Source organism: Candidatus Nitrohelix vancouverensis, assembly GCA_015698305.1.
Classification (GTDB): Bacteria; Nitrospinota; Nitrospinia; order Nitrospinales; family VA-1; genus Nitrohelix; species Nitrohelix vancouverensis.
Window position 1 is genome coordinate 483,893 of sequence record CP048620.1, and the last position, 25,061, is coordinate 508,953.

23 protein-coding genes and 1 tRNA gene are annotated in these 25,061 nt (G+C 50.6%); 19 read left to right on the top strand and 5 right to left on the bottom strand.

The genetic code is table 11. The annotated features are described in order from the left end of the window. Positions 1-294 precede the first annotated feature (294 nt). The 10 genes from rimO to G3M78_02435 all read left to right on the top strand — a co-directional run bounded on the left by rimO (position 295) and on the right by G3M78_02435 (position 9,306). Positions 295-1,632 (top strand): 30S ribosomal protein S12 methylthiotransferase RimO, encoded by a 1,338-nt coding sequence (gene rimO / locus G3M78_02390; GenBank protein QPJ64305.1) that lies wholly within the window; start codon positions 295-297, stop codon positions 1,630-1,632. A gap of 37 nt (positions 1,633-1,669) precedes the next feature. Then, entirely contained in the window at positions 1,670-2,764 is a 1,095-nt protein-coding gene (locus G3M78_02395) for an ATP-dependent 6-phosphofructokinase (GenBank protein QPJ64306.1), read from the top strand. Between the two features lie 339 nt (positions 2,765-3,103). Beyond that, positions 3,104-3,931 (top strand): 30S ribosomal protein S2, encoded by an 828-nt coding sequence (rpsB, locus tag G3M78_02400; protein QPJ64307.1) that lies wholly within the window; start codon positions 3,104-3,106, stop codon positions 3,929-3,931. A gap of 198 nt (positions 3,932-4,129) precedes the next feature. After that, entirely contained in the window at positions 4,130-4,723 is a 594-nt protein-coding gene (tsf, locus tag G3M78_02405) for a translation elongation factor Ts (GenBank protein QPJ64308.1), read from the top strand. Positions 4,724-4,734: 11 nt separating this feature from the next. Further along, on the top strand, positions 4,735-5,454 hold the full coding sequence (locus G3M78_02410; GenBank protein ID QPJ64309.1) for a UMP kinase: 720 nt from the start codon (positions 4,735-4,737) through the stop codon (positions 5,452-5,454). A 2-nt stretch (positions 5,455-5,456) separates the two neighbouring features. After that, a complete protein-coding gene (gene frr, locus G3M78_02415; GenBank protein QPJ64310.1) occupies positions 5,457-6,014 on the top strand; it encodes a ribosome recycling factor in 558 nt (185 codons plus the stop codon). A 2-nt stretch (positions 6,015-6,016) separates the two neighbouring features. Then, entirely contained in the window at positions 6,017-6,790 is a 774-nt protein-coding gene (locus tag G3M78_02420) for an isoprenyl transferase (GenBank protein QPJ64311.1), read from the top strand. A 24-nt stretch (positions 6,791-6,814) separates the two neighbouring features. Then, on the top strand, positions 6,815-7,600 hold the full coding sequence (locus G3M78_02425) for a phosphatidate cytidylyltransferase (GenBank protein QPJ64312.1): 786 nt from the start codon (positions 6,815-6,817) through the stop codon (positions 7,598-7,600). Positions 7,601-7,662: 62 nt separating this feature from the next. Beyond that, the gene (locus G3M78_02430; protein ID QPJ64313.1) at positions 7,663-8,817 is read left to right on the top strand and encodes a 1-deoxy-D-xylulose-5-phosphate reductoisomerase; all 1,155 of its coding nucleotides are present in this window, start codon (positions 7,663-7,665) and stop codon (positions 8,815-8,817) included. Between the two features lie 6 nt (positions 8,818-8,823). After that, on the top strand, positions 8,824-9,306 hold the full coding sequence (locus G3M78_02435) for a 2-C-methyl-D-erythritol 2,4-cyclodiphosphate synthase (GenBank protein QPJ64314.1): 483 nt from the start codon (positions 8,824-8,826) through the stop codon (positions 9,304-9,306). A gap of 1 nt (position 9,307) precedes the next feature. On the opposite strand, the gene G3M78_02440 is transcribed toward G3M78_02435, so the two are convergent. Further along, complete coding sequence (locus G3M78_02440) at positions 9,308-9,925, bottom strand: nitroreductase family protein (GenBank protein QPJ64315.1); 618 nt, start codon at positions 9,923-9,925, stop codon at positions 9,308-9,310. An 87-nt stretch (positions 9,926-10,012) separates the two neighbouring features. Continuing rightward, positions 10,013-10,213 carry a cold-shock protein gene (locus G3M78_02445; protein ID QPJ64316.1) on the bottom strand — a complete coding sequence of 67 codons (201 nt, stop codon included), beginning with the start codon at positions 10,211-10,213 and terminating at the stop codon, positions 10,013-10,015. A 493-nt stretch (positions 10,214-10,706) separates the two neighbouring features. Between G3M78_02445 and G3M78_02450 the strand changes: the two genes are divergently transcribed. Next, positions 10,707-10,782, top strand: a tRNA-Lys gene (locus G3M78_02450). A 310-nt stretch (positions 10,783-11,092) separates the two neighbouring features. Continuing rightward, positions 11,093-11,959: a hypothetical protein gene (locus G3M78_02455; protein QPJ64317.1), complete on the top strand. Its 867-nt coding sequence runs from the start codon at positions 11,093-11,095 to the stop codon at positions 11,957-11,959. 156 nt (positions 11,960-12,115) lie between these two features. Here the strand turns inward: G3M78_02455 and G3M78_02460 are convergent, their stop codons facing one another. Both G3M78_02460 and G3M78_02465 read right to left on the bottom strand, forming a co-directional pair. Then, a complete protein-coding gene (locus G3M78_02460) occupies positions 12,116-12,943 on the bottom strand; it encodes a hypothetical protein (protein ID QPJ64318.1) in 828 nt (275 codons plus the stop codon). A 29-nt stretch (positions 12,944-12,972) separates the two neighbouring features. Continuing rightward, positions 12,973-14,607, bottom strand: a complete 1,635-nt coding sequence (locus G3M78_02465) for a response regulator (GenBank protein ID QPJ64319.1) — start codon at positions 14,605-14,607, stop codon at positions 12,973-12,975. A 943-nt stretch (positions 14,608-15,550) separates the two neighbouring features. Between G3M78_02465 and G3M78_02470 the strand changes: the two genes are divergently transcribed. From G3M78_02470 to G3M78_02495, 6 genes are read left to right on the top strand one after another with little or no spacing between them, the layout of a single operon-like run. Further along, positions 15,551-16,681, top strand: coding sequence for a 4-hydroxyphenylpyruvate dioxygenase (locus G3M78_02470; protein ID QPJ64320.1), 1,131 nt, complete (start codon positions 15,551-15,553; stop codon positions 16,679-16,681). Beyond that, positions 16,678-17,529 carry a fumarylacetoacetate hydrolase family protein gene (locus G3M78_02475; protein ID QPJ64321.1) on the top strand — a complete coding sequence of 284 codons (852 nt, stop codon included), beginning with the start codon at positions 16,678-16,680 and terminating at the stop codon, positions 17,527-17,529. Before G3M78_02470 ends, G3M78_02475 begins: the two co-directional genes overlap by 4 nt. A 3-nt stretch (positions 17,530-17,532) precedes the next feature. Further along, complete coding sequence (locus G3M78_02480; GenBank protein ID QPJ64322.1) at positions 17,533-18,705, top strand: homogentisate 1,2-dioxygenase; 1,173 nt, start codon at positions 17,533-17,535, stop codon at positions 18,703-18,705. Continuing rightward, the gene (locus G3M78_02485; GenBank protein ID QPJ64323.1) at positions 18,702-19,343 is read left to right on the top strand and encodes a flavin reductase family protein; all 642 of its coding nucleotides are present in this window, start codon (positions 18,702-18,704) and stop codon (positions 19,341-19,343) included. Before G3M78_02480 ends, G3M78_02485 begins: the two co-directional genes overlap by 4 nt. Then, on the top strand, positions 19,340-20,515 hold the full coding sequence (locus G3M78_02490; protein QPJ64324.1) for a thiolase family protein: 1,176 nt from the start codon (positions 19,340-19,342) through the stop codon (positions 20,513-20,515). The genes G3M78_02485 and G3M78_02490 overlap by 4 nt, the downstream gene beginning before the upstream one ends. A 35-nt stretch (positions 20,516-20,550) precedes the next feature. Beyond that, on the top strand, positions 20,551-22,512 hold the full coding sequence (locus tag G3M78_02495) for an acetoacetate--CoA ligase (protein QPJ64325.1): 1,962 nt from the start codon (positions 20,551-20,553) through the stop codon (positions 22,510-22,512). A gap of 59 nt (positions 22,513-22,571) precedes the next feature. Here G3M78_02495 and G3M78_02500 read toward each other — a convergent pair whose 3' ends face one another. Then, on the bottom strand, positions 22,572-23,372 hold the full coding sequence (locus G3M78_02500; GenBank protein ID QPJ64326.1) for a hypothetical protein: 801 nt from the start codon (positions 23,370-23,372) through the stop codon (positions 22,572-22,574). Between the two features lie 238 nt (positions 23,373-23,610). Between G3M78_02500 and G3M78_02505 the strand changes: the two genes are divergently transcribed. Next, positions 23,611-24,972, top strand: a complete 1,362-nt coding sequence (locus G3M78_02505; protein ID QPJ64327.1) for a sodium-dependent transporter — start codon at positions 23,611-23,613, stop codon at positions 24,970-24,972. Positions 24,973-25,061 lie beyond the last annotated feature (89 nt).

The following is a 25,061-nucleotide window of genomic DNA, read 5'->3' on the forward strand; positions in this document are numbered from 1 at the left end:
TTAGCTAGCCTTTGCACGTATTATTTTTATTGAACAAGGAATTATCGTTAATTTGACATAGGATGTCAACCTTTAATCTCATCAATAGTTTGTTTTTCATTGGATTAGCCCACCCTGCGTTTCGGCGATCCGCATCTTGCAATTAAAATTTAGCTTTTCACTCCCCACGCCTTTTGATACAGTTTTACACTTCTGCCTGAGCGTATCCCTACTCATTAATAAAAATACTGCCAACGGGACTCTTGGCCTAACTTTCGCCCTGCCATACGGCGCTAACTGAATTGGAATTCTCGAATGTTTAAAATTGGAATGGTCAGCCTGGGTTGCCCTAAAAATACGGTTGATAGCGAATGGGCGCTGGGCGATCTCGCCGCGCAGGGCTTCAGCCTCACACCGAACGCTGAAGAAGCCGATTGCCTGATCGTCAACACCTGCGGCTTTCTCGAGTCCGCTACGCGCGAATCCATTGATACCATTCTGGAAATGGCTCAGTACAAGAAAGACGGCGTCTGCAAAAAACTGGTCGTCACCGGATGTCTTTCCGAAAGATACGGCGAGTCTTTGCTTAAAGAAATCCCTGAAATTGACCACCTGTTGGGCGTGGGGCAATACTCGCAACTCCCAAGCCTTCTATCGGAAAGTATGAACAAGGCGACGGTGGATTCTGAACGCGATTTAACGACGCTTCCGCCCACCTTTTTTCTGAGCACAGAACATCGCGTTCTGACCACGCCCAATTATTCCGCTTACTTGAAACTCGGCGAAGGTTGCTCCAACAAATGCGCTTTCTGCATCATTCCCAAGCTACGCGGTCAGTTCAAAAGCAGAACGCCGGAGACCATCGTCGAAGAAGCGCGGTCTCTCGTCGGGCGCGGCGTGAAGGAACTCAATCTGATCTCACAGGACACCACCATGTACGGCGTCGACCTGCGCATGAAAAACGGACTGGTGACTCTGCTCAGGGAACTGGTCAAAGTTGACGGCGCGGAATGGATTCGCCTCTTCTATTGTTACCCGACTTTCATCACCGAAGAATTGCTGGACTTCATCGCCGCCGAACCCAAAGTTTGTAATTATATCGATGTCCCGCTTCAGCACACCCACGACGACATGCTTCGCTCGATGAAACGCCAGGAATGCGAAGCGGGCGTTCGCAAAATGATAAGCTCCATGCGCTCCAAAGCGCCCGACATCGCCCTGCGCACCACCTTCATCACCGGCTTTCCCGGAGAAACCGAAGCGCATTTCCAGCACACGCTCGCATTCATGAAGGAAATCCAGTTCGATCACGTCGGCATCTTTGCCTACTCTGATGAAGAAGGCACCACCGCCTTTGATTACGCCGACAAGGTTCCGCCGGAACTCGGCGCCGAACGCAAGGACGCTCTGATGGAAGCGCAGAGGGAAATTTCGCGCAAGAAAAACGAAAAACTCATCGGCTCGGTTGTGTCCGTCCTTACGGAAGGCATCGACCCGGAGGAGGACTACATCGCCACCGGACGCATGGAGAGCCAGGCTCCGGACATCGACGGACAGGTCATCCTCGAAGAATGCGACGCCGAAGCGGGCGAGATCATCTCCGTGAAGATCACCGGCGCCGACGACTACGACCTCGTCGGCCGACCCGTTTGATCGAAGCCTTTGCGCGAATCTCGGAGGCATTGCTAGCATGAAACTTCAACGCATCGGCGTATTGACCGGAGGCGGAGATTGCTCGGGGCTGAACGCCGTGCTCCGCGCCGTTGTGCGCACCGCCAGCATCCGGCACGATGTTCGCGTCTTCGGGTTCGAAATGGGTTTCGACGGTCTCATCTTCGACCGCTGGCAGGAATTGACCACCGCAAACACGCGCGACCTGCTAACGCGAGGCGGCACCCTTCTCGGCGCGACCAATAAAGGCAATCCCTTCGACTATAAAACTCGCGAAAAAAATGGAAACATCCGAAGCGAAAATCTCTCCGCGCAAGCGCTCGATAATTTCAATCGACTGAAACTCGATTGTCTGATCGCCATCGGCGGCGAAGGCACTCTGGAAATCGCGCATCAATTCTCTGAGATGGGCATGCCCGTCATCGCCGTGCCCAAAACCATCGACAACGATCTGGCGGGAACCGACTACACCTTCGGCTTCCAAACCGCTGTGCAGGTCGCCTGCGACTCCCTCGACCGATTGCACACGACAGGGAAGAGCCATCAGCGCGTGATGATCCTCGAAGTGATGGGCCGCACCGCAGGCTGGATCGCCCTCGAATCCGGCATCTCCGGCGGCGCGCACGTCATTCTGATTCCTGAAATTCCCTATGATAAAGAAAAGGTGCTGGAGAAAATCCGTCTTCGCGAAGCGGGCGGTCATCCCTACACCGTCATTGTCGTCGCCGAAGGCGCCAGCGAAACGGGCGGCGCTCCCGTCATCTCGGAATCGGCAGAACAACGTTTGCAAAACACCGACCGGCTGGGCGGCGTCGGTCACGCCCTCGCCAGAGACCTCGAATCCCAACTCGATCACGAAGTCCGTTGCACCGTACTCGGCTACATTCAACGCGGCGGCAGTCCCAATAGCTTTGATCGAATCCTGGCCACGCGCCTGGGCGCCTACGCGGTTCGCGCCGCCGTCGAGCAGAAATTTGGCAGTCTCGTCGTCCTGCGAACCCCCAACCTCGCCCTGCTCCCCCTCGCCGAAGTCGCCGGCAAGGTGCGGCTCGTACCGCCGGATTGCCAGCTTCTGCAAACCGCAGAAGACATCGGAATCTGCCTCGGTCGCTGACCCGAGCGCCCGCCAATGCAGTTTTTTCTAAAAAAATCCACTTTCCCGGCTTATAATGTTGTAACCATTTTATCAATATGATAGTGTGATCGGTCAAATCCCAAGGGGGAAAATTTAGACCATTCGTTATCCGCGCTTTGTTTCACGAGAAAACGACCCGCCTACACAATCCGTTTGAATACTTGTAGTTAGCCTTTCAAACCGGCTTGCAGAGCGATAGAATTCCAGGCGCATTTTAAAAACCGCACGCGTACGGATTGAGCGGAGGGTGGCCCACAGGGTCCCCGTTCAAATTGAAGTGCGCGGAGGCAAAACCCAAAGTCATCCAAGGAGAATTGAATGCCAGATTTAACCATGAAACAATTGCTGGAAGCCGGAGCGCATTTTGGCCATCAAACCACGCGTTGGAATCCCAAAATGTCGAAATACATTTACGACGCACGCAATGGAATCCATATTCTCAATCTGCAAAAAGCGCTGATTGAATTCAAAAAAGCGGAAAACTACGTTAGAACCATTGCCCAGCAAGGAAAGAAAATTCTCTTTATCGGCACCAAAAAACAGGCCCAGAAGCTGGTAGCGGACGAGGCCGCGCGTTGCGGTATGTACTACATCAACCAACGCTGGCTCGGCGGCGCGCTGACCAATTTTTCCACGATGCGAAAAAGCATCGACCGTCTGATTGAGCTGGAGCGCATGGAAGCGGAAAATGAATTCGACCGTCTCCACAAAAAAGAAGCTCTCAACAAACGCAAGGAAATCACCAAGCTGAACAAATTTTTCTCCGGGATCAAGACCATGAAATCCATCCCGGACGCCGTGTTCGTGATCGACATCGAGAAAGAACACATCGCGTTGAAAGAAGCTCGCAAGCTGGGAGTCAAGGTCATCGCCCTGGTCGATTCCAACTGCAACCCCGACGGCGTTGATTTCCCGATTCCCGCCAACGACGACGCAATCCGATCCATCAAACTGTTCACTCAAAGGATTGCTGAACTCTGTCTCGAAGGTCAGGAAATGCACAAGGCTCGACGCGGCGAAGACAAATCTGATGCGGCATCGAAGAAATCGGCTGATGCGGCTCCAAAGAAACAAGCCGAAGCGCCTGCGGCTGAAGCCAAAACGGAAACCAGCCCCGCTCCCGAAGCGACGGCGGAGACCAAGTAACAGCAACAACGCTTCATTTCAATCTCGACTTGCTCTTGAGCGTTTATCAAGACAAGCTCGAAACGTTTTCAGACCTTGGGGGGCCGCGCCCCTCAAGGTTTGCGGCAAACGCCAACCCAATTCATAGTTTGGCTTGAGGGACACGGCCAGAACATAATCAATCAACTCATTAGAGACTCAACACGAGAAGGGAAGCACATGGAGATCACAGCGGCAATGGTAAAAGACCTGCGCGAACGGTCCGGCGCAGGAATCATGGAATGCAAAAAAGCTCTCAAAGAAACCGCAGGCGACGTCGAGGAAGCGATCACGTATCTTCGTAAAAAAGGCCTCGCCAGCGCCGGCAAAAAAGCCGGACGCGAAACCGGAGACGGCCTGATCGGCTCTTACATTCACGCTGGCGGAAAGATCGGCGTGCTGGTAGAATTGAACTGCGAAACCGACTTCGTCGCAAACACTCCGGATTTCCAGCAACTCGTGAAAGACGTCAGCATGCATATCGCCGCCGCGCGACCGCGTTTTGTGCGACGTGAGGATGTGACGGAAGAAGACCTTGCCAAAGAGCGAGAAATTTTCGCCGCACAGGCCCGGGAATCCAAAAAACCCGAAAACATCATTGAAAAAATCGTTGAAGGCAAGATGGAAAAATACTACGAGGAAAATTGTCTTCTGGAGCAAACCTTCGTGAAAGATAACAACCTGTCCATCACGGAGTTGATCAAACAAAAAATCGCTCTGCTCGGAGAAAACATCACCGTAGGAAGATTCAGCCGTTTTGAAATTTCCAAATAGAAAAGGAACCTGTGACCGAACCAGTCTATAAAAGGGCGTTACTCAAACTAGGCGGCGAGAGCCTTGCCGATGAAAAATTAGGCTTTGGCATCGACCAGGCGGCATTGAAAAATATCGCCGGCGAAATCTTTGAAGCCCGCAAGCTAGGCGTTGAAGTCGCCATCGTCATCGGCGGCGGCAATATTTTTCGCGGCATCACCGCCAGCGAAATCGGCATGGAGCGAGTCACCGCCGATTACATGGGGATGCTCGCCACTGTCATCAACGCCCTCGCCCTGCAACACGCTCTTGAATCGAACGGCATGCCCACGCGGGTCCAAACCGCGATGGAAATCGCGCAGGTGGCCGAAGCTTATGTGCGACGACGCGCCATTCGGCATCTGGAAAAAGGCCGCATCGTCATCTTCGCCGCCGGCACCGGCAATCCTTATTTCACCACAGACACCGCCGCATCCCTGCGCGCGATGGAAATTGGAGCCGATATCATTTTTAAAGCCACGAAAGTGGACGGCGTCTACTCTTCCGACCCTATGAAAGACGAGAACGCCGTTAAATTCGATCATCTCAGCTACATTGATGTTTTGAACAAGGGATTGAAGGTAATGGACTCCACCTCGGTGTCCTTATGTATGGACAATAAACTGCCCATGGTTATTTTCAACGTGCGCCAGAAACACAGCATTCGGCGCGCTTTGATGGGTGAAAAAATTGGAACCACTGTAGGGGTTTGACCATGATTGAAGAACAGAAAAAAGACTGCAAGGAAAAGATGCAACTCTCCCTTGAGCATTTGCGCATCGAACTGGGAAAAGTGAGGACGGGCCGCGCAACTACGGGAATACTCGACGACATCAAGGTTTCTTATTATGGAACCCCGACGCCGATCAACCAGGCCGCGACGGTCGCCGCTCCTGACAGCCAGACCATCACCATCCAACCCTGGGACGCATCCATCATCAAGGACATCGAAAAAGCCATTTTGACTTCAGACATCGGCTTGACGCCGTCCAACGACGGCAAGCTCGTTCGACTCACCATCCCGCCATTGACCAGCGAACGCCGCCAGCAGTTGGCCAAGCAAGTCAAAAAGCACGGTGAAGAATGCAAAGTGGCCCTGCGCAATATTCGCCGCGAAGTGAACGACAAGATCAAGGCGGCGGAAAAGAACAGCGAAGTGTCTGAGGACGACAGCCGCAAAGCCCATGATGAAATCCAGAAGATGACCGACAAGTTCAGCGCCGAAGCGGAGGCCATCGCTCTCGCCAAAGAAAAAGACATCCTGGAAGTCTGACCATGATTCCGGGCGCCTTGTACGAACAAATCGACCCCAATCGCCTGCCCCGTCATATTGCCATCATCATGGATGGCAACGGTCGCTGGGCGCGCAAACATTTCATGCCGCGCGTTGAAGGACACCGCGCCGGCGTGAAGACGGTGGATCGCATCGTGACTCTGTGCCGGGAAATTCACATCGAGGCCCTGACCCTCTATTCCTTTTCCGATGAAAACTGGAAACGTCCCGCGTCTGAAATCAAGGCGCTGATGAAGATACTGGACTATTACCTCAAAAAAGAACTCGACCGGATGAAAGAGGAAAACATCCGCTTCAATACGATCGGGCGCATTCAGGAACTGCCGCAGACGGTCCAAAACCTCATTCAGCACGCCAAAGATTACACCGCCGATAGCACAGGCATGATTCTGACCCTGGCTCTCAGCTATGGCGGACGCCAGGAAATTCTTGACGCCGTCAAAGTCATCGCCGAAAAAGTGCGCGACGGCGAATTGAAAGTCGAGGACATTGACTTCCAGCTCTTTGAACATTGTCTCGCCACCCGCTCTCTGCCCGATCCGGATCTGTTGATTCGCACCAGCGGTGAGAAACGCATCAGCAATTTTCTGCTGTATCAATCCGCCTACACTGAATTGTATTACACCGACGTTTTGTGGCCGCAGTTCAGTGAAGAGGACCTGCTGAACGCCATCATCGATTTTCAAAAACGCGAACGACGTTTCGGTCAGACTCGCGAACAGATCGCCCGATCCGGGCAGACCATTCATTCTTAAATCGCATTCGAAGGGAAACGAGAGTTGATTCGCATCGCCACTAGCGCCGTCGGCATACCGGTCCTTCTGGCCATTCTCTGGTATGGAGGAAGCCTAGGATTTTTTCTACTCGTCGCCCTCGCCGCCGTCATCGCCAACATCGAATTCCACCAGATGATCTCCCATTCCGGCGTCGGCGGATTCGTCGTCGAAGGAACCCTGCTGGCTTTCCTGATGGTTCTGAATTTTTATTTTGGCGGCGTTTATTTCATGGAGTGGATTTTCATTTCAATCCTGACGCTGTTCCTGGCCTGGTTCATTCGCGAGGACAATGAAAAAATCGCTCTCGACCAGATATCCTTCACATTGATGGGGGCGATGTACACGGGCGGACTGCTCGGCTTTTTCCTGCTGATCCGGCAACAGCCCGAGGGAGCGCAACTCATTATTTTCCTTTTGCTCATCATCTGGAGCGGCGACGCCCTGGCTTATTACGTCGGGCGCAATTTCGGACGTCGGCCTCTGGCAAAGACCAGCCCCAATAAAACCTGGGAAGGCGCCGTCGGCGGTTTGTGCGGTAGCATGATCGCCGCCCTGATCTCCGGCTTCACCTATTTGAGCCAGCTTTCGCCGTCCCATTGTTTGCTTGTCGCGTTCATATGCGGTATCATCGGTCAGTTTGGCGACCTTGCTGAATCCTTGCTCAAACGGAACACGGGCGTGAAAGATTCCGGAAACATTCTTCCGGGGCATGGCGGGATTCTCGACCGGATCGACAGCTTGCTATTCGCCGGTCCCGCATTCTACCTGTATTTGAAACTGGCCTCCTGAACAACGAATCTCGCCCGACGGAGCGCACACATGGCAAACAAGCCCATTCAAGGAATACTTCCATGAAAACCATTTCAATTCTGGGTTCCACCGGCTCCATTGGCGTCAACACGCTGGATGTCGTCGAACGCAATCCGGCTGAATTCAAAGTCTGCGGTCTTTCGGCAGGCGGTAATATCGACCTGCTCGCCGAGCAGGCCCGAAAATTTCGCCCCCGGGTGATCGCGGTTTTCGATCCGTCCAAAGCCAAAGCCCTGAAAGATAAATTGTCCGGCGAGAATATCGAAATCGTGTGCGGGCAGGAAGGTAATATTCAAGTCGCTTCTTTACCCGAAGCCGACCTGATCGTCTCCGGCATCGTCGGCAGCGCCGGGCTGGAGTCCACCCTGGCGGGCATCGAAGCAGGCAAAGACATCGCGCTCGCCAACAAGGAAACCCTCGTGGTCGCCGGCGAACTCGTGCTGAAAAAAGCGCGGGGCAAATCCAACATCATCCCCGTCGACAGTGAACACAGCGCCATCTTTCAAGCGCTCAACGGCGAATCGAATAAACGCATCCGAAAAATCGTTCTGACCGCATCCGGCGGCCCCTTTCGCACTTACAGCAAAGAGCAGATGGATCACGTGACCGTCGCCGACGCGCTCAATCATCCCAACTGGAAAATGGGGGCGAAGATCACCATCGACTCCGCCACCATGATGAACAAGGGCCTGGAATACATCGAAGCGAAATGGTTGTTCGGCGTCGACACGCAAGTCGATATCGTCGTGCATGCGCAAAGCATCATTCACTCGATGGTCGAATTTGTCGACACCTCGATCATGGCGCAGTTGGGCATTCCCGACATGCGCGTGCCCATCGCCTACGCCCTGTCGTATCCCGACCGACTGCCCTGCGAACTCGAATCCCTCGACCTCGCGGCGATCGGCAAGCTTACTTTTGAAGCGCCCGACTATGAACGCTTCCCCTGCCTGAAACTGGCGCAGGAAGCGATGGAACAGGGGCAGACCATTCCCGCGGTATTGAACGCGGCGAACGAAATCGCCGTCGACGCGTTTCTCAACGAACAGATCGCCTACAAGGATATCGCGGAGATCATCCGAAGCGTCATGCACAATCATGCGCCGGTCGACCTCGACTCGCTTGAAGTTGTGTTGAACGCAGACGCCTGGGCGCGCGAAGAAGCGCGCAAACAGATCGCCGTCGCCGCGCACTGAATCTCTATGTATCGAATTGGAAACGGATACGACGTGCACCGACTCGTCGAAGGCAGGAAACTGATACTCGGCGGCGTTGACATCCCGCACACGATGGGCCTGGACGGCCATTCCGACGCCGACGCGCTACTGCACGCGCTATGCGACGCACTGCTCGGAGCCTGCGGAGGCGGGGACATCGGCGCGCACTTCCCCGACACCGACGCGAAATGGAAAGGCGTATCCAGCCTCCTTCTGCTGGAACGAGTCGCCGAAATCTGCGCGGAAAAAAACCGCTCCATCGTCAACATCGACGCCATCATCGTCGCGCAAAAGCCACGACTGGCCCCGCACATTCCTCAGATGAAGAGCAACATCGCCCGCGCCCTCAAATTGGACGCAGACGACGTCAACATCAAAGCCACCACCACCGAAAAACTCGGATTCGCCGGACGGGAAGAAGGCATCGCCGCTTACGCCGTCGCCCTCCTCAAAAAAACCGACGGCTGACTCAAGCCAGCCCCGGCCCCTTGAAACTGTTCTTGCGCACGACTTCGGAAACCGGACGACGATAAGGCCTCGGCTTCGGCTCGCCCTTGGCCTTGCCCAGAACCACCAGCATCACCGGAATGCAATCCCTCGGCAACTCAACAATACGAGACACCGCCTGCGGATCGAATCCGATCATCGGCCCCGTATCGTAACCGCGCGCACGCGCGCTGTACATTAACGTCATCGCCGCAAGAGACGCGCTTCGAATCGCCTCGTCCCGGCAAATCTGGTCCTTCCCCTCGTAGAAATTGATCGCGTTGGGGATCATGAAATCCTGCACCTCCTGCGGCGCCGTCTGCCACATGGCCCCCGCATCCTGAAAGGCGTCCAGACGCGCGCACACCACGATCGCCGCCGAACAATCCTCCACCTGTTGCTGGTTCCAGGCCGCCTCGCGCAATTGCTTCTGCGTCTCCGCATCCTGCGCGCAGATGAAGACCGCATGCTGGAGGTTGAACGAACTCGGCGACAATCTCACCTCTTCAAAAATTTCCTTTAGAACCGCATCGCTGATGACATGGTCCGGGTCGTAATGCTTCACGCTACGGCGCGACTGCACGATTTCTGAAAATTCCATACATCTCTCCTAAATGAAAACAAGCTCAATACCATAAAAAAAACCCGGCAGAGCCTAAGCTCTGCCGGGCGACAATCGTACTAAAATTTACTTAGGGATAACTTTAGAAGCTTGAGGACCCTTTTGGCCCATTCCCTTTTCGAATTCTACCAACTGTCCTTCACGAAGGGTTTTAAAACCTTCGGTCTGGATCTCAGAAAAATGTACGAAACAATCTTCCCCCTCATCCGACTCGATAAATCCATACCCTTTGCTCTCATTAAACCACTTAACTCTTCCTTCAGCCATCTGGTACTCTCCTAACAAATGATCGGGAATGAAAACCTGCTAATCTGCCGTATTCATCCCCGGCTTTAATATTGGGTTGGATCCATGCAAGTACTTTTAGCGAGCCATATAGAGGAAAGACGAATAGGAATCAATTAAAATACCTTATCAAACTTAACTCAGGGCGAACAACCTACTAAAGGGATTCACTTAACCATAAATCTTCACAACCCTTTTTGACAACTACATTCTAACATAAAAAATCCACAATCAATATTTATTATGCATGAAACTAAAAATAATTTCCCCGACCCAGAAACCCGGCAAATCGCCCCCTCCCCCCGATTAGCTTTCACAATCCCGTTCAGTTGTGATATATTTTCCCGATATTGATGAACAGGCAAGTATCCGCGCTGTCCGGCAGGGCCGCAAACAAGCAGGGGAAGCAGACAAAAGCCCGAACCCGGCCCGAAACGCGCAGACAACCAGACCCCACCCCAAACGAACAAAATCCGGGCCGTTAGCTCAATTGGCAGAGCAACTGACTCTTAATCAGTAGGTCCTCGGTTCGACCCCGAGACGGCCCACCAAATAAAACAACGGGTTACGAAAATCATTCGTAACCCGTTTTTCTTTGCGCAGGCGCTATGCAGACAGATTAGTTAGGATAAGAAACAGGAAAATCAAAGAAAATAACTAATTTGAACCTTTGTGTTCGCTTATGGTTATATTCAGAAATGTCTGTTTATGACCCAAAACGGACGTTCAATTTTATTTTACTGTTAAATTGAATATAAATATGCCGAAACTAATTAATCTAATAATAGGATTCAAAATCCCTAAGGGCAGTAAGCCGCAAATATTACTACCCAACCAAATGGTACTAACGGGGAAGTTTAAATGCCAAGAATTCTGATCCGCTATAATAATCAAATTTTCAAATTCCTTCGTATAAAATTCGAAACCCAAAGAGATGGTTCGCTAATAGTTATTTTTGATCGGGAGATTAAAAACCCGGAGCTTTGGTCTTGGAGTACAGAACCGGACTCCAACCCTTTGTTGGTGGGGGAGTCACTAGATAAATTCCGCATTTCTTATCACACAAGCGGAAGGATCAATTTTCATGGAAGCAGTGCCAAGCCAATATTTTCAGAACCGATATTTGAAATAACAAAACCCCAAACACTCACATGGATTTCGATCCCTTCTTTTGAGAGCTTTACCCCTTTGACGGAGGAATTGACTGATGACACTGTCATGGAGATGCCCTCAGATTTAAATGACCGAATAACATTCAATCTTGTCATTGTCCCATATTCTTTCATATTTGATAAATCACCAATAATAATGGTTACTTATCATAAGTGGTTTAGTATTGCCCTCTTCAAAGATGTTCTGCCAACCGAAATAAAAAACGGATTTCAAGACCGTTTTATTACTGCTGTTCCTGGAAACGGAGTTTATGGGTCTCAGCAAATTGCTGGAGACAAAGCTTTGATCAAGTTCCACCAGAAGCTGAATGACACACAGGGCGCGATATATTACTGGGAGCCGAATCAAGGAATTTACAGACTGATTTTTAAGTCTCAAATGCGAATTAAGCCAAAACTAAAGGTCGAATTCTTGGACCCTAATATTAAAGCGGAAATTGTTCCATCTAATAGCCGGACAGAAAAAGTTGAAATTCGTTTTAAATGTATAAATAAGAATGGCGTCTTAAGAATTCCGCCACCTATTAAAAGTATCCTTTTGGATTCAAGACTTTGATATCATCACCAATCGCTTTTCTTACTCCACAAAACTGATCATATAACTGCTTCATTCTGTCCCCATTTTGGCGCTAAAGCACGGTATTACGCTATTTATCAAAAGTAGTTATTGCTTGCGGGCTAAGGGAGCTGGGGCAGAATCGCACGGCCTCACTTAAATCGACTCCAACTCGGAATAATATCTAAAAGGATAACCCTTCCTATAACCAGTCAAATGGTTTGTCCATTCTTCCAGGACTGTTCCCTTGTACTGAGCGGCTAGCTCAATGGCCTGAAGGTCGTTTCTTTTTAAATGTATGTTCACTACGGTACTATTGAATTGTAGAACTGGAATAACATGCGTGTTCGGGACTATTTCCGAAATCAGGTCTCTTACAATCTGATGCGCGTGCATGGTTTTGGGAAGGATCAGAATATCGGGTTGAAGAACTTCCAAATCCACCTGAAAAAATGGAAGTGATGGTTTTAGCATTCTGATGTTTCCCGCATAATCCACGCTTTTGTTACCCGCAATTGAAAACTTTCCCAGATTTGCTACCGCCAGGTTTTCCAAAAACAGTTTTGGGTCTTTTGGAGAGTCAAGCCCCAGCGAATTACAAATAAACAGAACCGCACAAAGCAAACTCCCATTTTCAACGGGTCCTATATGCAATCTGGGGAAGAATTTATCCCAGCCTTCCACGTTGGCCGCTCGGTGCCTGTTCCAAGCTCGATCATCACATAAAAAATCCGGGATGGTTTCTGGCTTCCGCTCATAATGCGCTAAATTCTCGGCGCTGGCATAAAGGACGATTTTCTTTGGCGCCTGATTATAATTTTTCCCAACAAAAGGAATGGATGGTGGGAAGGGTTTTCGGAGGGGATTTTTTGAGTTGTCCCATTGTTTCGATGGGAAAGCCCACTCCGGTGAACTGGTAAATTCGTTTTGATACCGATCCAATAATTCCGTTTCTATTTTGCCTGATGAGAACTGATCTGTCATTGCGCTTATGAATTGATCGGTTTCACGTTTTAACCTTTGGTATTGGGCACGCGTTCCATCACCTTGATAATTTCATCGAAATCGTAGGTCTTGTTCAATTCTCTCAAATGCTCGACCAGGAGTTCTGACACTTCCTCTGTTTGCTCCATCTCTTTCAAGATTATTTCAAGTTCTGTTACGTTGCATAGCCCTGCCATTTGTATAAGCCTGGATTGCAGATTCTCTGGCGCGTAGAATTGAGCGGGATCGAACTCTTTTTCCTCCGTTGCCTCTTCTTGCGACGGTGGATCCTCGTTTTCATAAACAAAATCAACATTCAGCAATTTGCCAATACATCTGTAGACTTCATTATCCTGTATGGGTTTTGACATATGTTCATGACAACCTATGGACAAATAATAGTCCCGATTCTTTCCAATAATGTCTGCGGTTAATGACACGATTTTAAAACGGTCCTTGCCAAATTCCTTGTGGATTTCTTGAATCGCATCTTCGCCGTTCATGACGGGCATTCTCATATCCATGAAAATAATGTCGGGTTGGTGTTCTTTTACTTTTTCTATTCCGTCCTTGCCGTTTACGGCAACAACAGTTTCAGCGCCAATATTCATCAGCATTTGGGAGAGCAGTTGTCGGTTGTTTTCAATATCGTCCACGATCAATGCCTTAACTTTTTGACCGGGGGATAAATGCAAAATGGTTCGGCTATCTACTATGGGAGAAACGCGAGTGACTGTAGTATCTTTTGCCGCGGGCGGAAGCGTCAAAGTGAAATAAAACTCGGCGCCTGAATCCGTTTCTGATTTTAAAAACAGGTCCGATCCCATCAGCTCTAGTTGTTTTTTGGCAATGGCTAGCCCCAGCCCTGTTCCGCCTTTTTGCTCCCCCGCTTTATCCTGTTGAAATGCATTAAAAATCTTTTCCTGGGCTTGAACCGGAATTCCCTGTCCGGTGTCGATAATATTGAACTGATATTGGTTATCTTTTAAGGGGGTTACAAAAAATTTTATCTCTCCCGAGTCCGTGAATTTGACAGCATTGCCCAGAAGGTTGATCAAGATTTGTTGCAACTTGACCTCATCGCCATAAACCACAACTGAATCGTCAAAGCCCTTTGCATTCCACTGTAATTTCTTTTCCTTGCAACGCGGCTCGAACAATCTTGAAACATGATCCAGCAATTCCTTGAGGTCGAAGGCGGAAACATTCAATTCCATTTTGCCCGCCTCAATTTTGGAGAGATCCAAAATCTCGTTGATCATGGTTAGAAGATTCTTCCCGCTGGTATCGATGGTTTTGATTGCATCTTTGACATTTGCCGCCATATCACTTTGCCTCAGTAGCATTTGCGAGTAACCAAGAACCGCGTTCAAAGGGGTTCGGATTTCATGGCTCATATTTGCAAGAAAGATGGATTTGGCCAGATTGGCTTCTTCGGCTTCCTCTTTGGCGCGTATGGCAATTTTTTCAGCTTCTTTTCTTTTATCAACTTCCATCTGCAAGGTTGCATTGACCAGTTTTAATTCCGCTGAGCTGGGAAGTTTGAGAGCCTGTTTCAGCAAAGGCCAGACAAGAACAGCGGTTACCAGAGAAACCACGCCGGTAGCCAGCTTAAGGAATCCTTCATACCAGTAAAACGGTTTCCAGATGGTGATCACGCTCACTAAATGAGTTGTTCCGCAAAGAAAAATAAATAGACCGAAAAGAATAAAAATCCACCCGAATGACAAATCCTCTCTCTTCCTTACCAACTGAACCAATGCGATGGGGATGCTGTAGTAGGCTAAGACTATGGTCAAATCTGATAGAACATGCAGGCCCAGCAAGTCGGGCTTCCATAACAAACATTGCCCATGCGGCATTAAATCTTCAGGCCTGACAAAATTTATTAGTTTGCTAAGTGTTTGGGGTTCCATGTTTTGGCTCACCAAGTAGTGGAAGAAAGATTTAATTGTTTAATATACATATACTAGTTAATGAAGGCGTTGGGTTCCACCTCAATCTTATTTCCCGGCAGACTTCCCCGCTGAGACAGGTGATCAAAAATAAGGGTGTGACGGAACTATCCGGCAAGCGCTTGCTCTCCTTCCGCCGGTTCCTGATCTCTTCTGTTTCGTCAATTAAGTCGGGTTCTCCTCTGGATTTTCAGGGGGAAAAACATTATCCTTCTGCTTGGCGGATTTTTCCTTTGTCGCATTGCTGTTGTCTCTGGCAACTCTCTCACCGCAAAGAATGAACCGTCTGCTCTGTCACCCTGCGCTGTTGAAATATCTATAACTCACCGGATTCAATCATCATGGAAAATTTAAAAGGGATCAAACTGAACGTGGGCGCCAGCCCCAGCGCTATATGAAGCAGGCCAGGTCCATCATAGATTATCAAAACTATGAATCCCTGGTTGCCCTCCTGATTTTTCTTTTTGGATCGCTTTTTCTCCACCTCATTATATTTACAATCTTTTTTTGCTCTATTGATAATTTTCGGTTTGGTCTATAGATTAAAGAGTGGAGCTTATTTTAGTTTGGCATAAATCCGAGGTTGAATTTCATCCCGCTTGCTTCCTTACCTTTGCGGGCGTGTCGTTCATTTTTGAAGGGAGTTGATATCATGGCTTATGGTTCCCCTCTTGGCATTCGCAGGATTTATTCGTTTGAGTTTGTGGTGGATTTTTTTGATCGGAGCCGCGAATTTTATATCAACAAACTGGGCTTCAAAGAATCGCATCGGTCCACCCCGGAGTGGGAGAAAATTTTCTCAAGCAGAGGGGTGTATTTTTCAGCGAATAAAATAAAGATTCTGGTTTCTTCGCCTTTATCTTCGCACGCCTACACCGCAAGATTTTTAAAGACGCTTTCGCCGGGAATCCGAAAGGTGACTTTTCTCGTTGAGGATTTGCAGGCGACGATCAAATACCTGCAGGATCACGACGCGACCTTCATCCACGAAGAAAAGGTTCTGGAGAGTGAAGGGACCTGTCACCGATTCATCACCATCACCACGCCGATTGGCTTTCTGGAGTTTTCTTTTCTTCAAATTTCTGGAGACGAAAACGCTATCCCTCTGTTCGAGTCCTTGCCGGGCGCGAATGATACGACATCGGCGCTGAAAAAAATCGATCATCTGACCATCAACGCCCGCACCTTGTATCCCATCGCCAATTTTTTTGAGCATGTGATGGGTATGGAGGAGTACTGGAGGGTTGCCTTTCATACGCCGGATTACAGCACCGGCAGGGAGGGCACTGGTTTGACTTCGCGGGTGATGTGGGATCCGGCGAGCAAAATCAAATTCGCCACGAATGAGCCGCTATGCCCGCATTTCAATGAATCCCAGATTCAAACTTTTATTGACCGGAATCACGGCGCAGGCATTCAGCACATCGCCTTTTCAGTCGAAACTATCATCGACGTGGTGAACCGTCTGAGAGGACAGGGGGTGGAATTTCTCGACACTCCCGACTCGTATTATGATTTGCTGATGGACCGCCTGCGATCCTGCAATGTGGCACAGATTGATGAGGCCTTGAGCGATTTAAAAGACCATCGCATCCTCGTGGATGGCAAGGACGATAAATATTTATTACAGATTTTTCTAAAGGACGCTTCGCTCCTTTATGACGAGGATAACGCAGGCCCGTTCTTCTATGAGCTGATTCAGCGCAAGGGTCATCAAGGTTTTGGCGAGGGAAATTTTAGAGCGCTGTTCGAGGCCATTGAGTCCGAGGAAAGCAAGCGATGAGATTTGTGCGGTATCTATTCAACAAGGACCAGCCCGAGCATGGACTTTTGCGCGATCAGCTCATTTACCCGATGAATGGCATGATCACGACGACGGCTTTGGAATTTCTTGCTGAAGAAAGCAATGCATGGAAGCGCATTGTGGGCCAGAAACCCGTCCCCATGACCAGCGTTACCCTGTTGCCTCCCATAGAAGATCCTGGCGCTTATCTGGCTTTTTATTCGTTTGAACAACATGTCAAAACCTGCCGCGCCAAACGCGGTTTGGAAATGGTCCCCGAATGGTATGACGGACCTGTCTGGTACAACGGATCGACGCGGTGTTTTTCCGGCGACCGGTCGCTCGTGCACTTTCCCGCCGGGGAGAGTAAGAAAGACTTTGAACTGGAGCTGGCGATCATTATCAAAAAAAAATGCTTTCGCGTTTCAGTGAAAGAGGCTTCGAAATATATTGGCGCCTACACCATCGTCAACGATTTCAGCGCTCGAGCGCTTCAGGAAAAAATCATGCGCGTCGGCCTGGGCCCCGCCAAGGCCAAAGACTTCAATACCGGCCTGGGCCCTTGTCTCGTCACCCCCGATGAAATCGGGAACCCGCGCAATTTATCCATGCGCGCCTGGGTGAACGGCGAACTCTGGTCGCAGGGCAACAGCGGCGACTCACATTTCACATTCGAACAAATGATCGCCTACGCCTCTGAAGATCAGACGCTGTATCCCGGCGACGTGCTTTCCAGCGGTACGGTAGGCACCGGTTGCGGTTTTGAACAGGACCGCTTTCTTAAAAAAGGAGACGAGGTCATTCTGGAAATTGAAAACCTGGGACAACTCACTCATTGGATAGGCTGATTCATGTTTAGATATCTTAAATTTGGCAATGTACCGCCGATGCACCATATCGCTCATTATTCCTCAAGCAAGCAGTTGCTCAACGAATATTGTTTCACGCGCGAAGGTTTTGAGGACAGTTACTCAATTTTATATTTGCACCATCCGCCCACGCAGGAAGTGGAATCGGAAACTTACCTCGAAGCCGCCTGGTCGGATTATCGCAAACGGGACCCTCAAAAATTGCAACGCAGGCATTTTCAGAGTCTGCGCTTTGATTCCGGCAGGGACTATATATCCGGTCGCAAGGTATTGGCTTTTAATGAATCATTGACCTATGGCTTGTGTCACCCGGAAATAGAAGAGAGCGCATTCTTTGCAAATAACGACGCCGACGAGCTTTTTTTCCTGCGCGACGGGCAGATTGAATTGCAATCGCTGTTTGGCAAACTGTCCCTGGTCGCAGGAGATTATTTTATCATCCCTCGATCCTGCCCCTACCGCTTCAGCGGTTCCAAACAAGCGCGCATGATATTTGTTGAAGCCAGGGAGGGCGTCGGCATCCCTTCAGAATTTATCAATGACAGGGGACAGTTCAAAATGGATGCGCCCTATTCTGAAAGAAGTTTCAAGACGCCCGAATGGGACGCCGAACTGTTTGAGTCGGACCAGGCATGCGCGATCATTCGCAAACGGAGCGAACAATACACTCGCACTTTCTATTCGAAGAACTACTTCAAGATGTCGGGCTGGGATGGTTTTGTCTATCCCTTTGCGATCAATCTGAAAGACATACAACCCAAAACAGGGCGCGTGCATTTGCCCCCTTCCTCTCATTTGACCTTTTCAGGCGGAGGTTTCGCCGTCATGAGTTTTCTGCCGAGGCTTCTTGATTTTGACGAGCAGGCCATTCCCTGCCCCTTCTATCACTCGTCGGTGCATTGCGATGAACTTCTGCTATACGTCTCGGGAAACTTCACGAGTCGCAAGGGTATCGATAAAGGATCGATCAGTTATCACCCTTCGGGAATTCCTCACGGACCGCATCCCGGAATGTATGAAAAATCCATTGGCGCCAAATCAACCGATGAACAGGCCGTCATGGTGGACACCTTCTCCCCCCTGCATTTGACGCAGGAAGGCGAGGCGCTGGAAGCCCCGGACTATCCCAATAGCTGGAGAGAGGACGCATCATGAGCAAAGCCACGGAATTTGTATCCATTCGACCTGAAGAACATTTCTGGGTGGAGATTTATCATCTCATGAACTCGGTGGTTCAACCGCGACCGATCGCATGGATTTCGACCGTGTCTGAAAAGGGAACCTATAACCTGGCGCCGTTCAGCTATTTCAACCTCTGCTCGATCAATCCGCCGGTCATTTCCAACGCCATCATTTACAATCGCGACGGTTCGGAAAAAGACACTCTGAGAAACATCAAGGCGACTGGAAAATACGTTGTCGGCAACGTGTCCTATGAAAATGCAAACAGCGCTAATGTCAGCTCGGCGCCTTTTGGACCGGAGGTAGACGAATTTGTGGAAGCTGATGTCGCCTTTATCGACCGGGGCCCGAACGAGCCAAGACTGATCGCAGACAGCGCGGTCAATTTCATCTGCGAGCTCAACCAAACGGTCAAGCTCGGCGAAGGGGCGGGAGTCGGCACCCTGGTTCTGGGCAACGTCAAGGAAATCTTGTTATCTGAAAGCCTTTCGAACCTGGACTGGAAGAAAGGCCTGCCGCCTGAACTTTTAAAGAATGTCGGAAGGATGGGCGCGGATCACTATGCTAAGACATCCGATTTATTCCAGCTGGGACGCCCTGAAAAAAAATGAAATACGCGGAACATTCCTATATTTACAGCGCGGTTCGCACTCCCATTGGCGCTTTTAATGGAGCCCTGTCTTCCGTTTCGGCGCCCGATCTTGCGGCCGTTGCGATTACGGAGGCTTTGAAACGGAGCGCGGTTTCGCTGGATGCTATCGGCTCCGTGTACCTGGGCAATGTGCTTCCCGCCGGTCTGGGTCAGGCCCCGGCCCGGCAAGCCGCCCGAAAAAGCGGCCTGCCCGATCATGTCGGAGGATTCAGCGTCAACAAGGTCTGCGGCTCCGGCTTGCAGTGCGTGATCCTCGCCGATCAATCGGTGCGACTGGGGCAAGCGGATTTCGTGGTCGCAGGAGGCATGGAGAACATGAGCCGCGCTCCCTTTCTGATCCCTCAAATGCGCAGGGGTCATAAACTCGGAAACGCTTCGATGATCGACAGCATGATCCATGACGGCTTATGGGATTCTTTTGAAGAAAAGCATATGGGCCAGCTCAGCGATGCCCTGGGGCAACAGCTCGCCTACTCTCGCGAATCGCAGGATGCGTATGCGCTCAACAGTTACGCGCGCGCGCGTCGCGCCCAGGAGTCGGGAATATTTGCCAGGGAGATTGCCTGTGTTTCGTTCACGAAAAAGGGCGTTCAGACAGTCATCGATAAGGATGAACAACCCTTTGCGGACGATCTCGATGATTTCGCTTCCTTGTCTCCGGTATTCGACCGGGAGCGGGGAAGCATCACCAAGGGAAACGGCGCCAAGCTGAACGACGGCGCCGCCGCGATGGTCATCGGCAAGGAAACGGCGGACCTCAAACCCATCGCCAGAATTATCGCCCACACAACGCATGCGCAATCCCCCGCTACCTTCGCATTGGCGCCCGTAGAAGCGATTCGCAAAATCTTAAAGGCGAATCAATTGAGCGTGAACGATATCGACCTGTTCGAAATCAATGAAGCCTTCGCCGTCATGTCCCTGGCGGTGAACGAACAGCTGGGGCTGAATCCTGAAAAGGTGAACGTGCACGGCGGTTCTATTGCGCTGGGTCACCCCATTGGAGCGACCGGGGCGCGTATTCTTGTGACCCTGATCAACGCCTTGCAGGAAAGAAATCTCAAGAGAGGACTGGCCAGTCTATGCATCGGAGGGGGAGAAGCGCTTGCAATGATCATTGAAAGGGTTTAGCCGCTTATCAACCACTCTTTGCAGACCGATTTCCAATGAACGATATATTGTGGGAACCCAGCGCGGAAGAAGTTGAGCGGTCAAACATGTTTCATTTCATGAACGCCGTCAACAAGGAGTTCTCTTTATCCCTGAACTCTTATTCGCAACTGCATCAATGGTCCGTTGAGAATCACAAGGAGTTCTGGGAATTTTACCGCGTCTATTCCGGGATAAAATTTCGCAAACCGCCGCATGAAATTCTCTCCCAGGAAAGCATGCCCGGGGCGCGCTGGTTCGAAGGGGCTGAACTCAATTACGCCGAAAATTTGCTACAGGCTCCGCCTGAAAAACTAGCGCTCATCAGCAAACTGGAGAACCGGCCTCTGACAAGGATGAGCTATGGTGAATTGAAGCGGGACGTCGTTCAATTCGCCTCGGCCTTGACGGCGCTCGACATTCAACCCGGCGACCGCGTCGCCGGCTACCTGCCCAACATTCCCGAAACGCTCATCGCCATGCTCGGTTGCGCATCCATCGGCGCCGTCTGGAGTTCCTGCTCGCCGGATTTTGGCACGCAAGGGGTCATTGACCGTCTCGGGCAAATCAATCCCAAACTACTGGTTTGTAGCGACGGCTATTTTTACAACGGGAAAACTTTTTCAGTAGATGACAGGATCGCTTCTATCGTCAAAGAAGTGACAAGTCTCAAATACCTGGTCCGCGTTCCTGTCATCAATGAAACGCTCCATGCCCCCGATCTTTCAATCGCCGAATGTTTTTCCTGGGAATCTTTTTTAAGCACAGGGAACCCCGACCGTTTCGAATTTCAATCCCTCCCTTTCAACCATCCGCTATTCATCCTTTATTCTTCCGGGACGACGGGACGCCCCAAATGCATCGTTCATGGCGCGGGCGGGGCCTTGCTCCAGCATCATAAAGAACATGCGCTACACAGCAACATCGACGACACGGATGTCGTTTTTTATTACACGACCTGCGGATGGATGATGTGGAACTGGCTCGCCTCCGTTCTGGCGCAAGGCGCCTGCATCGTTCTTTACGATGGCTCCCCGGCCTTCCCCTCCTACGACGTCCTCTGGGACCTGATAGACGAGACCGGCATCAGCGTTTTTGGTACCAGTCCCAAATTCCTGTCCATGAACCAGCAGGCAGGGGTGAGCCCGAAAGCCAGCAGTTCCCTTACAAGTCTTAAAACGATCCTGTCCACCGGCTCTCCCTTGAGCAAGGAAGATTTCCACTGGGTCTATGAACAGGTGAAAACCAACGTTCAATTGTCGTCCATCAGCGGGGGCACCGACATCATCTCCTGCTTCATGCTGGGCAATCCCATGCTCCCGGTGCGCGCAGGCCAGATACAGTGCCTGGGACTGGGGATGGACGTCGTCGCTCTGGATGAATCGGGCCGCCCAGTACGCAGCGCCAAGGGCGAACTGGCCTGTCGCAAGCCCGCCCCTTCCATGCCGATTTATTTTTTGAATGACCCGGACAACGCAACCTACTTCAACTCCTATTTCAGCCGCATTCCCGGAATCTGGTTGCATGGCGATTTCATTGAGATCAACGATCATGGCGGCGTGATCGTGTACGGCAGAAGCGACGCCACCCTGAATCCCGGAGGGGTGCGCATCGGGACCGCTGAAATTTACCGAGTGATTGAAAAAATGGAGGGCGTGCAGGACAGTCTGGTGATAGGGGTCGAGAATAAAAACGATATTCAAATGATCCTGTTCGTCGTCCTGCAAAAGGACATGCCGTTGAGCGATTCTCTCAAGATCCGAATGAAGACCGCCTTAAAAACCGAAGCCAGCCCCCGGCATGTCCCTCATGCGATTTATCAGGTCGCTGATATTCCCCGGACAATGAATGGCAAAAAGATGGAGCTCTGCGTTAAAAATATTTTCGAAAACAGGGCCGTCAACAATTTGATGGCCCTGTCCAATCCTGACTGCCTGCGGGAGTTTGAAACAATAAAGCACGCCCATGAATCGCTCTGAATTCGAACGAATGCAAGCGGGCGAACTCTCCCGCCGATGAAACCGACGGCAGGCCCCTGTTATAAGCCTCTTCGCGACTGATCCAGGCCCAGCCAGAAAGTATGGATCGCGTCCAAAGCCTGATGCCCTCCCCGCAGAAACTTTTTATGATCGAATTCAGGCTTATAATAAGCATCTCTCATTTCTTCAAGAACGTTGTCGCCGTGCCCCTTTTCGCTATCGAAATGAAACTGAAAAAAATCGAGAGGAATTTTTTGATCCGCGGACAATGCCTTTCTGTCGTTATAAATTTCAAGCCCTGTGATTAATTCCTTCCAGAAATTATCTGCCTCCGCTTCCTCTCCCTTTCCGATCCCCCAGGCGGCCCAGGTCTCAATCGCATAACTCGCACCGCGTCCAAACTCGCCATCTTTACTGCCATAGGTTGATTCGAGTCCCTTGATAAATTCCTTGGTCTGCGGCGATGAAGATTCCCAACTGCCCAGTTTGTCTGGGTCCAGATTCAAGGGACGAGCCGTATCCCTCAGCCAGTTGATATGAGCCCAACGCGTTTTGAAGGGTTGCTCTTCGGTCGATCCGTCGGGGTTGATGCCAACACCCAGTTCATTCGCTAATATGTAACGCGCATGCGTTTCAGATTCCCGGTCCGAAGCGTTCAGCAACCGCATCAACTGGGCCAGCAAAAACCATTTTGAAAACACGGCGAATTGCTCGAACAAATCGATGATCTGCGCTTCGCTGGCCTCTCCCTTCTTAAACCATTTGCAATAGGAGTTGTCGACTATGACCGGGTGAGTGTGGATTTCCTTTTGCACAATTCCCCAGAAAACTTCGAAATCTTTTCGCCTTGGAGTATTCATGTGTATCCCCCGCGATCGTTAGCATTGATTTCTCGCAGATAGATATCCTGCCGCTCTCAAACCGGTCGGAGACATTCTATCCACCCTATTAATTTAGTTCTATTTGGGGAAATAGCGACTTTTACAGGATTAAATATTTTTAATAAAAGACCCATAATACGGGAAACGGCCTAAATTATAGAAGAGCCCGAGTTGGCTCTTGTTTGCGGACTTATCAATTCACTTCACGAAAGCATCCATGAGCAAACCCCGCAAGTCGATTCATGGCGAATGGTCCTCGCGTTTCACTTTCATACTTGCCGCGACGGGATCTGCGATTGGTTTGGGAAATATCTGGAAATTCCCCTACATCGCCGGAGAAAACGGAGGCGGCGCCTTTGTTTTCGTGTTCCTCATCTGCGTGCTGGTGTTAGGCCTGCCCCTGATCATTGCCGAAGTCGCCATTGGACGCTACGGTCGTCAAAATCCGATCAACTCCATAAGCAACATCGTAGAAGAAAATAAAAGCCACCCCATGTGGGCCGTCACGGGCTGGCTCTGTCTGCTATCCGGATTCATTATATTTTCGTTTTATAGCGTGATTTCAGGATGGGTCTTCTCCTACGGACTGCAAATGGGACTCGGGACATTTCAAAATATCAGTCCCGACGATTCGATAAAAATATTCAATCAATTTTTGTCCCAACCCTGGACCCTTCTGTTCTGGCACAGCCTGTTCAGCCTGCTGACCCTGCTCGTCGTCGCCAAAGGCGTGCAGACAGGAATCGAAAAGGCGGTAGAAATTCTAATGCCTGTGTTGCTGATCCTGATACTCACCCTTCTCGCCTACGCCCTCTCCACGGGAAAATTCATGGAAGGCCTGCGCTTCATGTTCGATTTCGATTTTTCAAAACTGACAGGGGAAAGCATTCTGATCGCAATGGGACAGGCCTTTTTCACTCTCAGCCTGGCGTCGGGCGCGATGATGATCTATGGCTCCTATCTGCCGCGTGGCATATCGATTCCCAAAGCCTGCTTCATGATCGCCGCCGCAGACACCGCCATAGCCATACTGGCGGGACTGGCCATCTTCCCCATCGTTTTCGCGCACGGGCTGGAACCCGCATCCGGCCCCGGCCTGATCTTTCAGACCCTGCCCGTCGCCTTTGGAAATATGTTCGGGGGACAAGTGTTCGGCGCCTTGTTTTTCATGCTCCTCCTGCTGGCCGCTTTCACCTCGGCAATCTCAATGATAGAAGCGACGGTCGCCTGGCTGGTGGAAAATCATGATATGACGCGTAACAAAGCCTCGCTTCTGGGCGGGCTGGGCGCCTGGCTCCTGGGACTCGGCACGCTACTCTCGTTCAACCTTTGGTCGGGCAAAACTTTGTTTGGAAAAAATTTTTTCGAGAACATCGACTATCTGGTCACCAATATCATGATGCCGCTCGGCGGGATTTTGATCGCCCTCTTTGCCTCCTGGGTGATGTCCAAACACTCGATCCTGAACGAACTCGGGATCAAGGAAGGCCCGGGCTTCTGGGTCTGGAGGGTTTCGGCAGGCCTGATCGCTCCTGTATTGGTTCTTCTGGTTTTCTTCCACTCCATTGAATTCTTCTAATGATGATATCCGTTTGAACTCAGTTCATTCACACTCTATATCTCGATGGGTTTTGGAGAGCAAGCGACTCCCCTTTTCTAATGAGACTA

What these genes read in the sequence shown, in the direction of transcription:
- frr (QPJ64310.1), top strand. Translation starts at nt 5,457, where the DNA reads ATGATTGAAGAACAGAAAAAAGACTGCAAGGAAAAGATGCAACTCTCC.
- G3M78_02460 (QPJ64318.1), bottom strand. Translation starts at nt 12,943, where the DNA reads ATGACAGATCAGTTCTCATCAGGCAAAATAGAAACGGAATTATTGGAT.
- G3M78_02440 (QPJ64315.1), bottom strand. Translation starts at nt 9,925, where the DNA reads ATGGAATTTTCAGAAATCGTGCAGTCGCGCCGTAGCGTGAAGCATTAC.
- G3M78_02395 (QPJ64306.1), top strand. Translation starts at nt 1,670, where the DNA reads ATGAAACTTCAACGCATCGGCGTATTGACCGGAGGCGGAGATTGCTCG.
- G3M78_02475 (QPJ64321.1), top strand. Translation starts at nt 16,678, where the DNA reads ATGAGATTTGTGCGGTATCTATTCAACAAGGACCAGCCCGAGCATGGA.
- rimO (QPJ64305.1), top strand. Translation starts at nt 295, where the DNA reads ATGTTTAAAATTGGAATGGTCAGCCTGGGTTGCCCTAAAAATACGGTT.
- G3M78_02420 (QPJ64311.1), top strand. Translation starts at nt 6,017, where the DNA reads ATGATTCCGGGCGCCTTGTACGAACAAATCGACCCCAATCGCCTGCCC.
- G3M78_02430 (QPJ64313.1), top strand. Translation starts at nt 7,663, where the DNA reads ATGAAAACCATTTCAATTCTGGGTTCCACCGGCTCCATTGGCGTCAAC.
- tsf (QPJ64308.1), top strand. Translation starts at nt 4,130, where the DNA reads ATGGAGATCACAGCGGCAATGGTAAAAGACCTGCGCGAACGGTCCGGC.
- rpsB (QPJ64307.1), top strand. Translation starts at nt 3,104, where the DNA reads ATGCCAGATTTAACCATGAAACAATTGCTGGAAGCCGGAGCGCATTTT.
- G3M78_02495 (QPJ64325.1), top strand. Translation starts at nt 20,551, where the DNA reads ATGAACGATATATTGTGGGAACCCAGCGCGGAAGAAGTTGAGCGGTCA.
- G3M78_02480 (QPJ64322.1), top strand. Translation starts at nt 17,533, where the DNA reads ATGTTTAGATATCTTAAATTTGGCAATGTACCGCCGATGCACCATATC.
- G3M78_02500 (QPJ64326.1), bottom strand. Translation starts at nt 23,372, where the DNA reads ATGAATACTCCAAGGCGAAAAGATTTCGAAGTTTTCTGGGGAATTGTG.
- G3M78_02505 (QPJ64327.1), top strand. Translation starts at nt 23,611, where the DNA reads ATGAGCAAACCCCGCAAGTCGATTCATGGCGAATGGTCCTCGCGTTTC.
- G3M78_02485 (QPJ64323.1), top strand. Translation starts at nt 18,702, where the DNA reads ATGAGCAAAGCCACGGAATTTGTATCCATTCGACCTGAAGAACATTTC.
- G3M78_02435 (QPJ64314.1), top strand. Translation starts at nt 8,824, where the DNA reads ATGTATCGAATTGGAAACGGATACGACGTGCACCGACTCGTCGAAGGC.
- G3M78_02490 (QPJ64324.1), top strand. Translation starts at nt 19,340, where the DNA reads ATGAAATACGCGGAACATTCCTATATTTACAGCGCGGTTCGCACTCCC.
- G3M78_02470 (QPJ64320.1), top strand. Translation starts at nt 15,551, where the DNA reads ATGGCTTATGGTTCCCCTCTTGGCATTCGCAGGATTTATTCGTTTGAG.
- G3M78_02455 (QPJ64317.1), top strand. Translation starts at nt 11,093, where the DNA reads ATGCCAAGAATTCTGATCCGCTATAATAATCAAATTTTCAAATTCCTT.
- G3M78_02445 (QPJ64316.1), bottom strand. Translation starts at nt 10,213, where the DNA reads ATGGCTGAAGGAAGAGTTAAGTGGTTTAATGAGAGCAAAGGGTATGGA.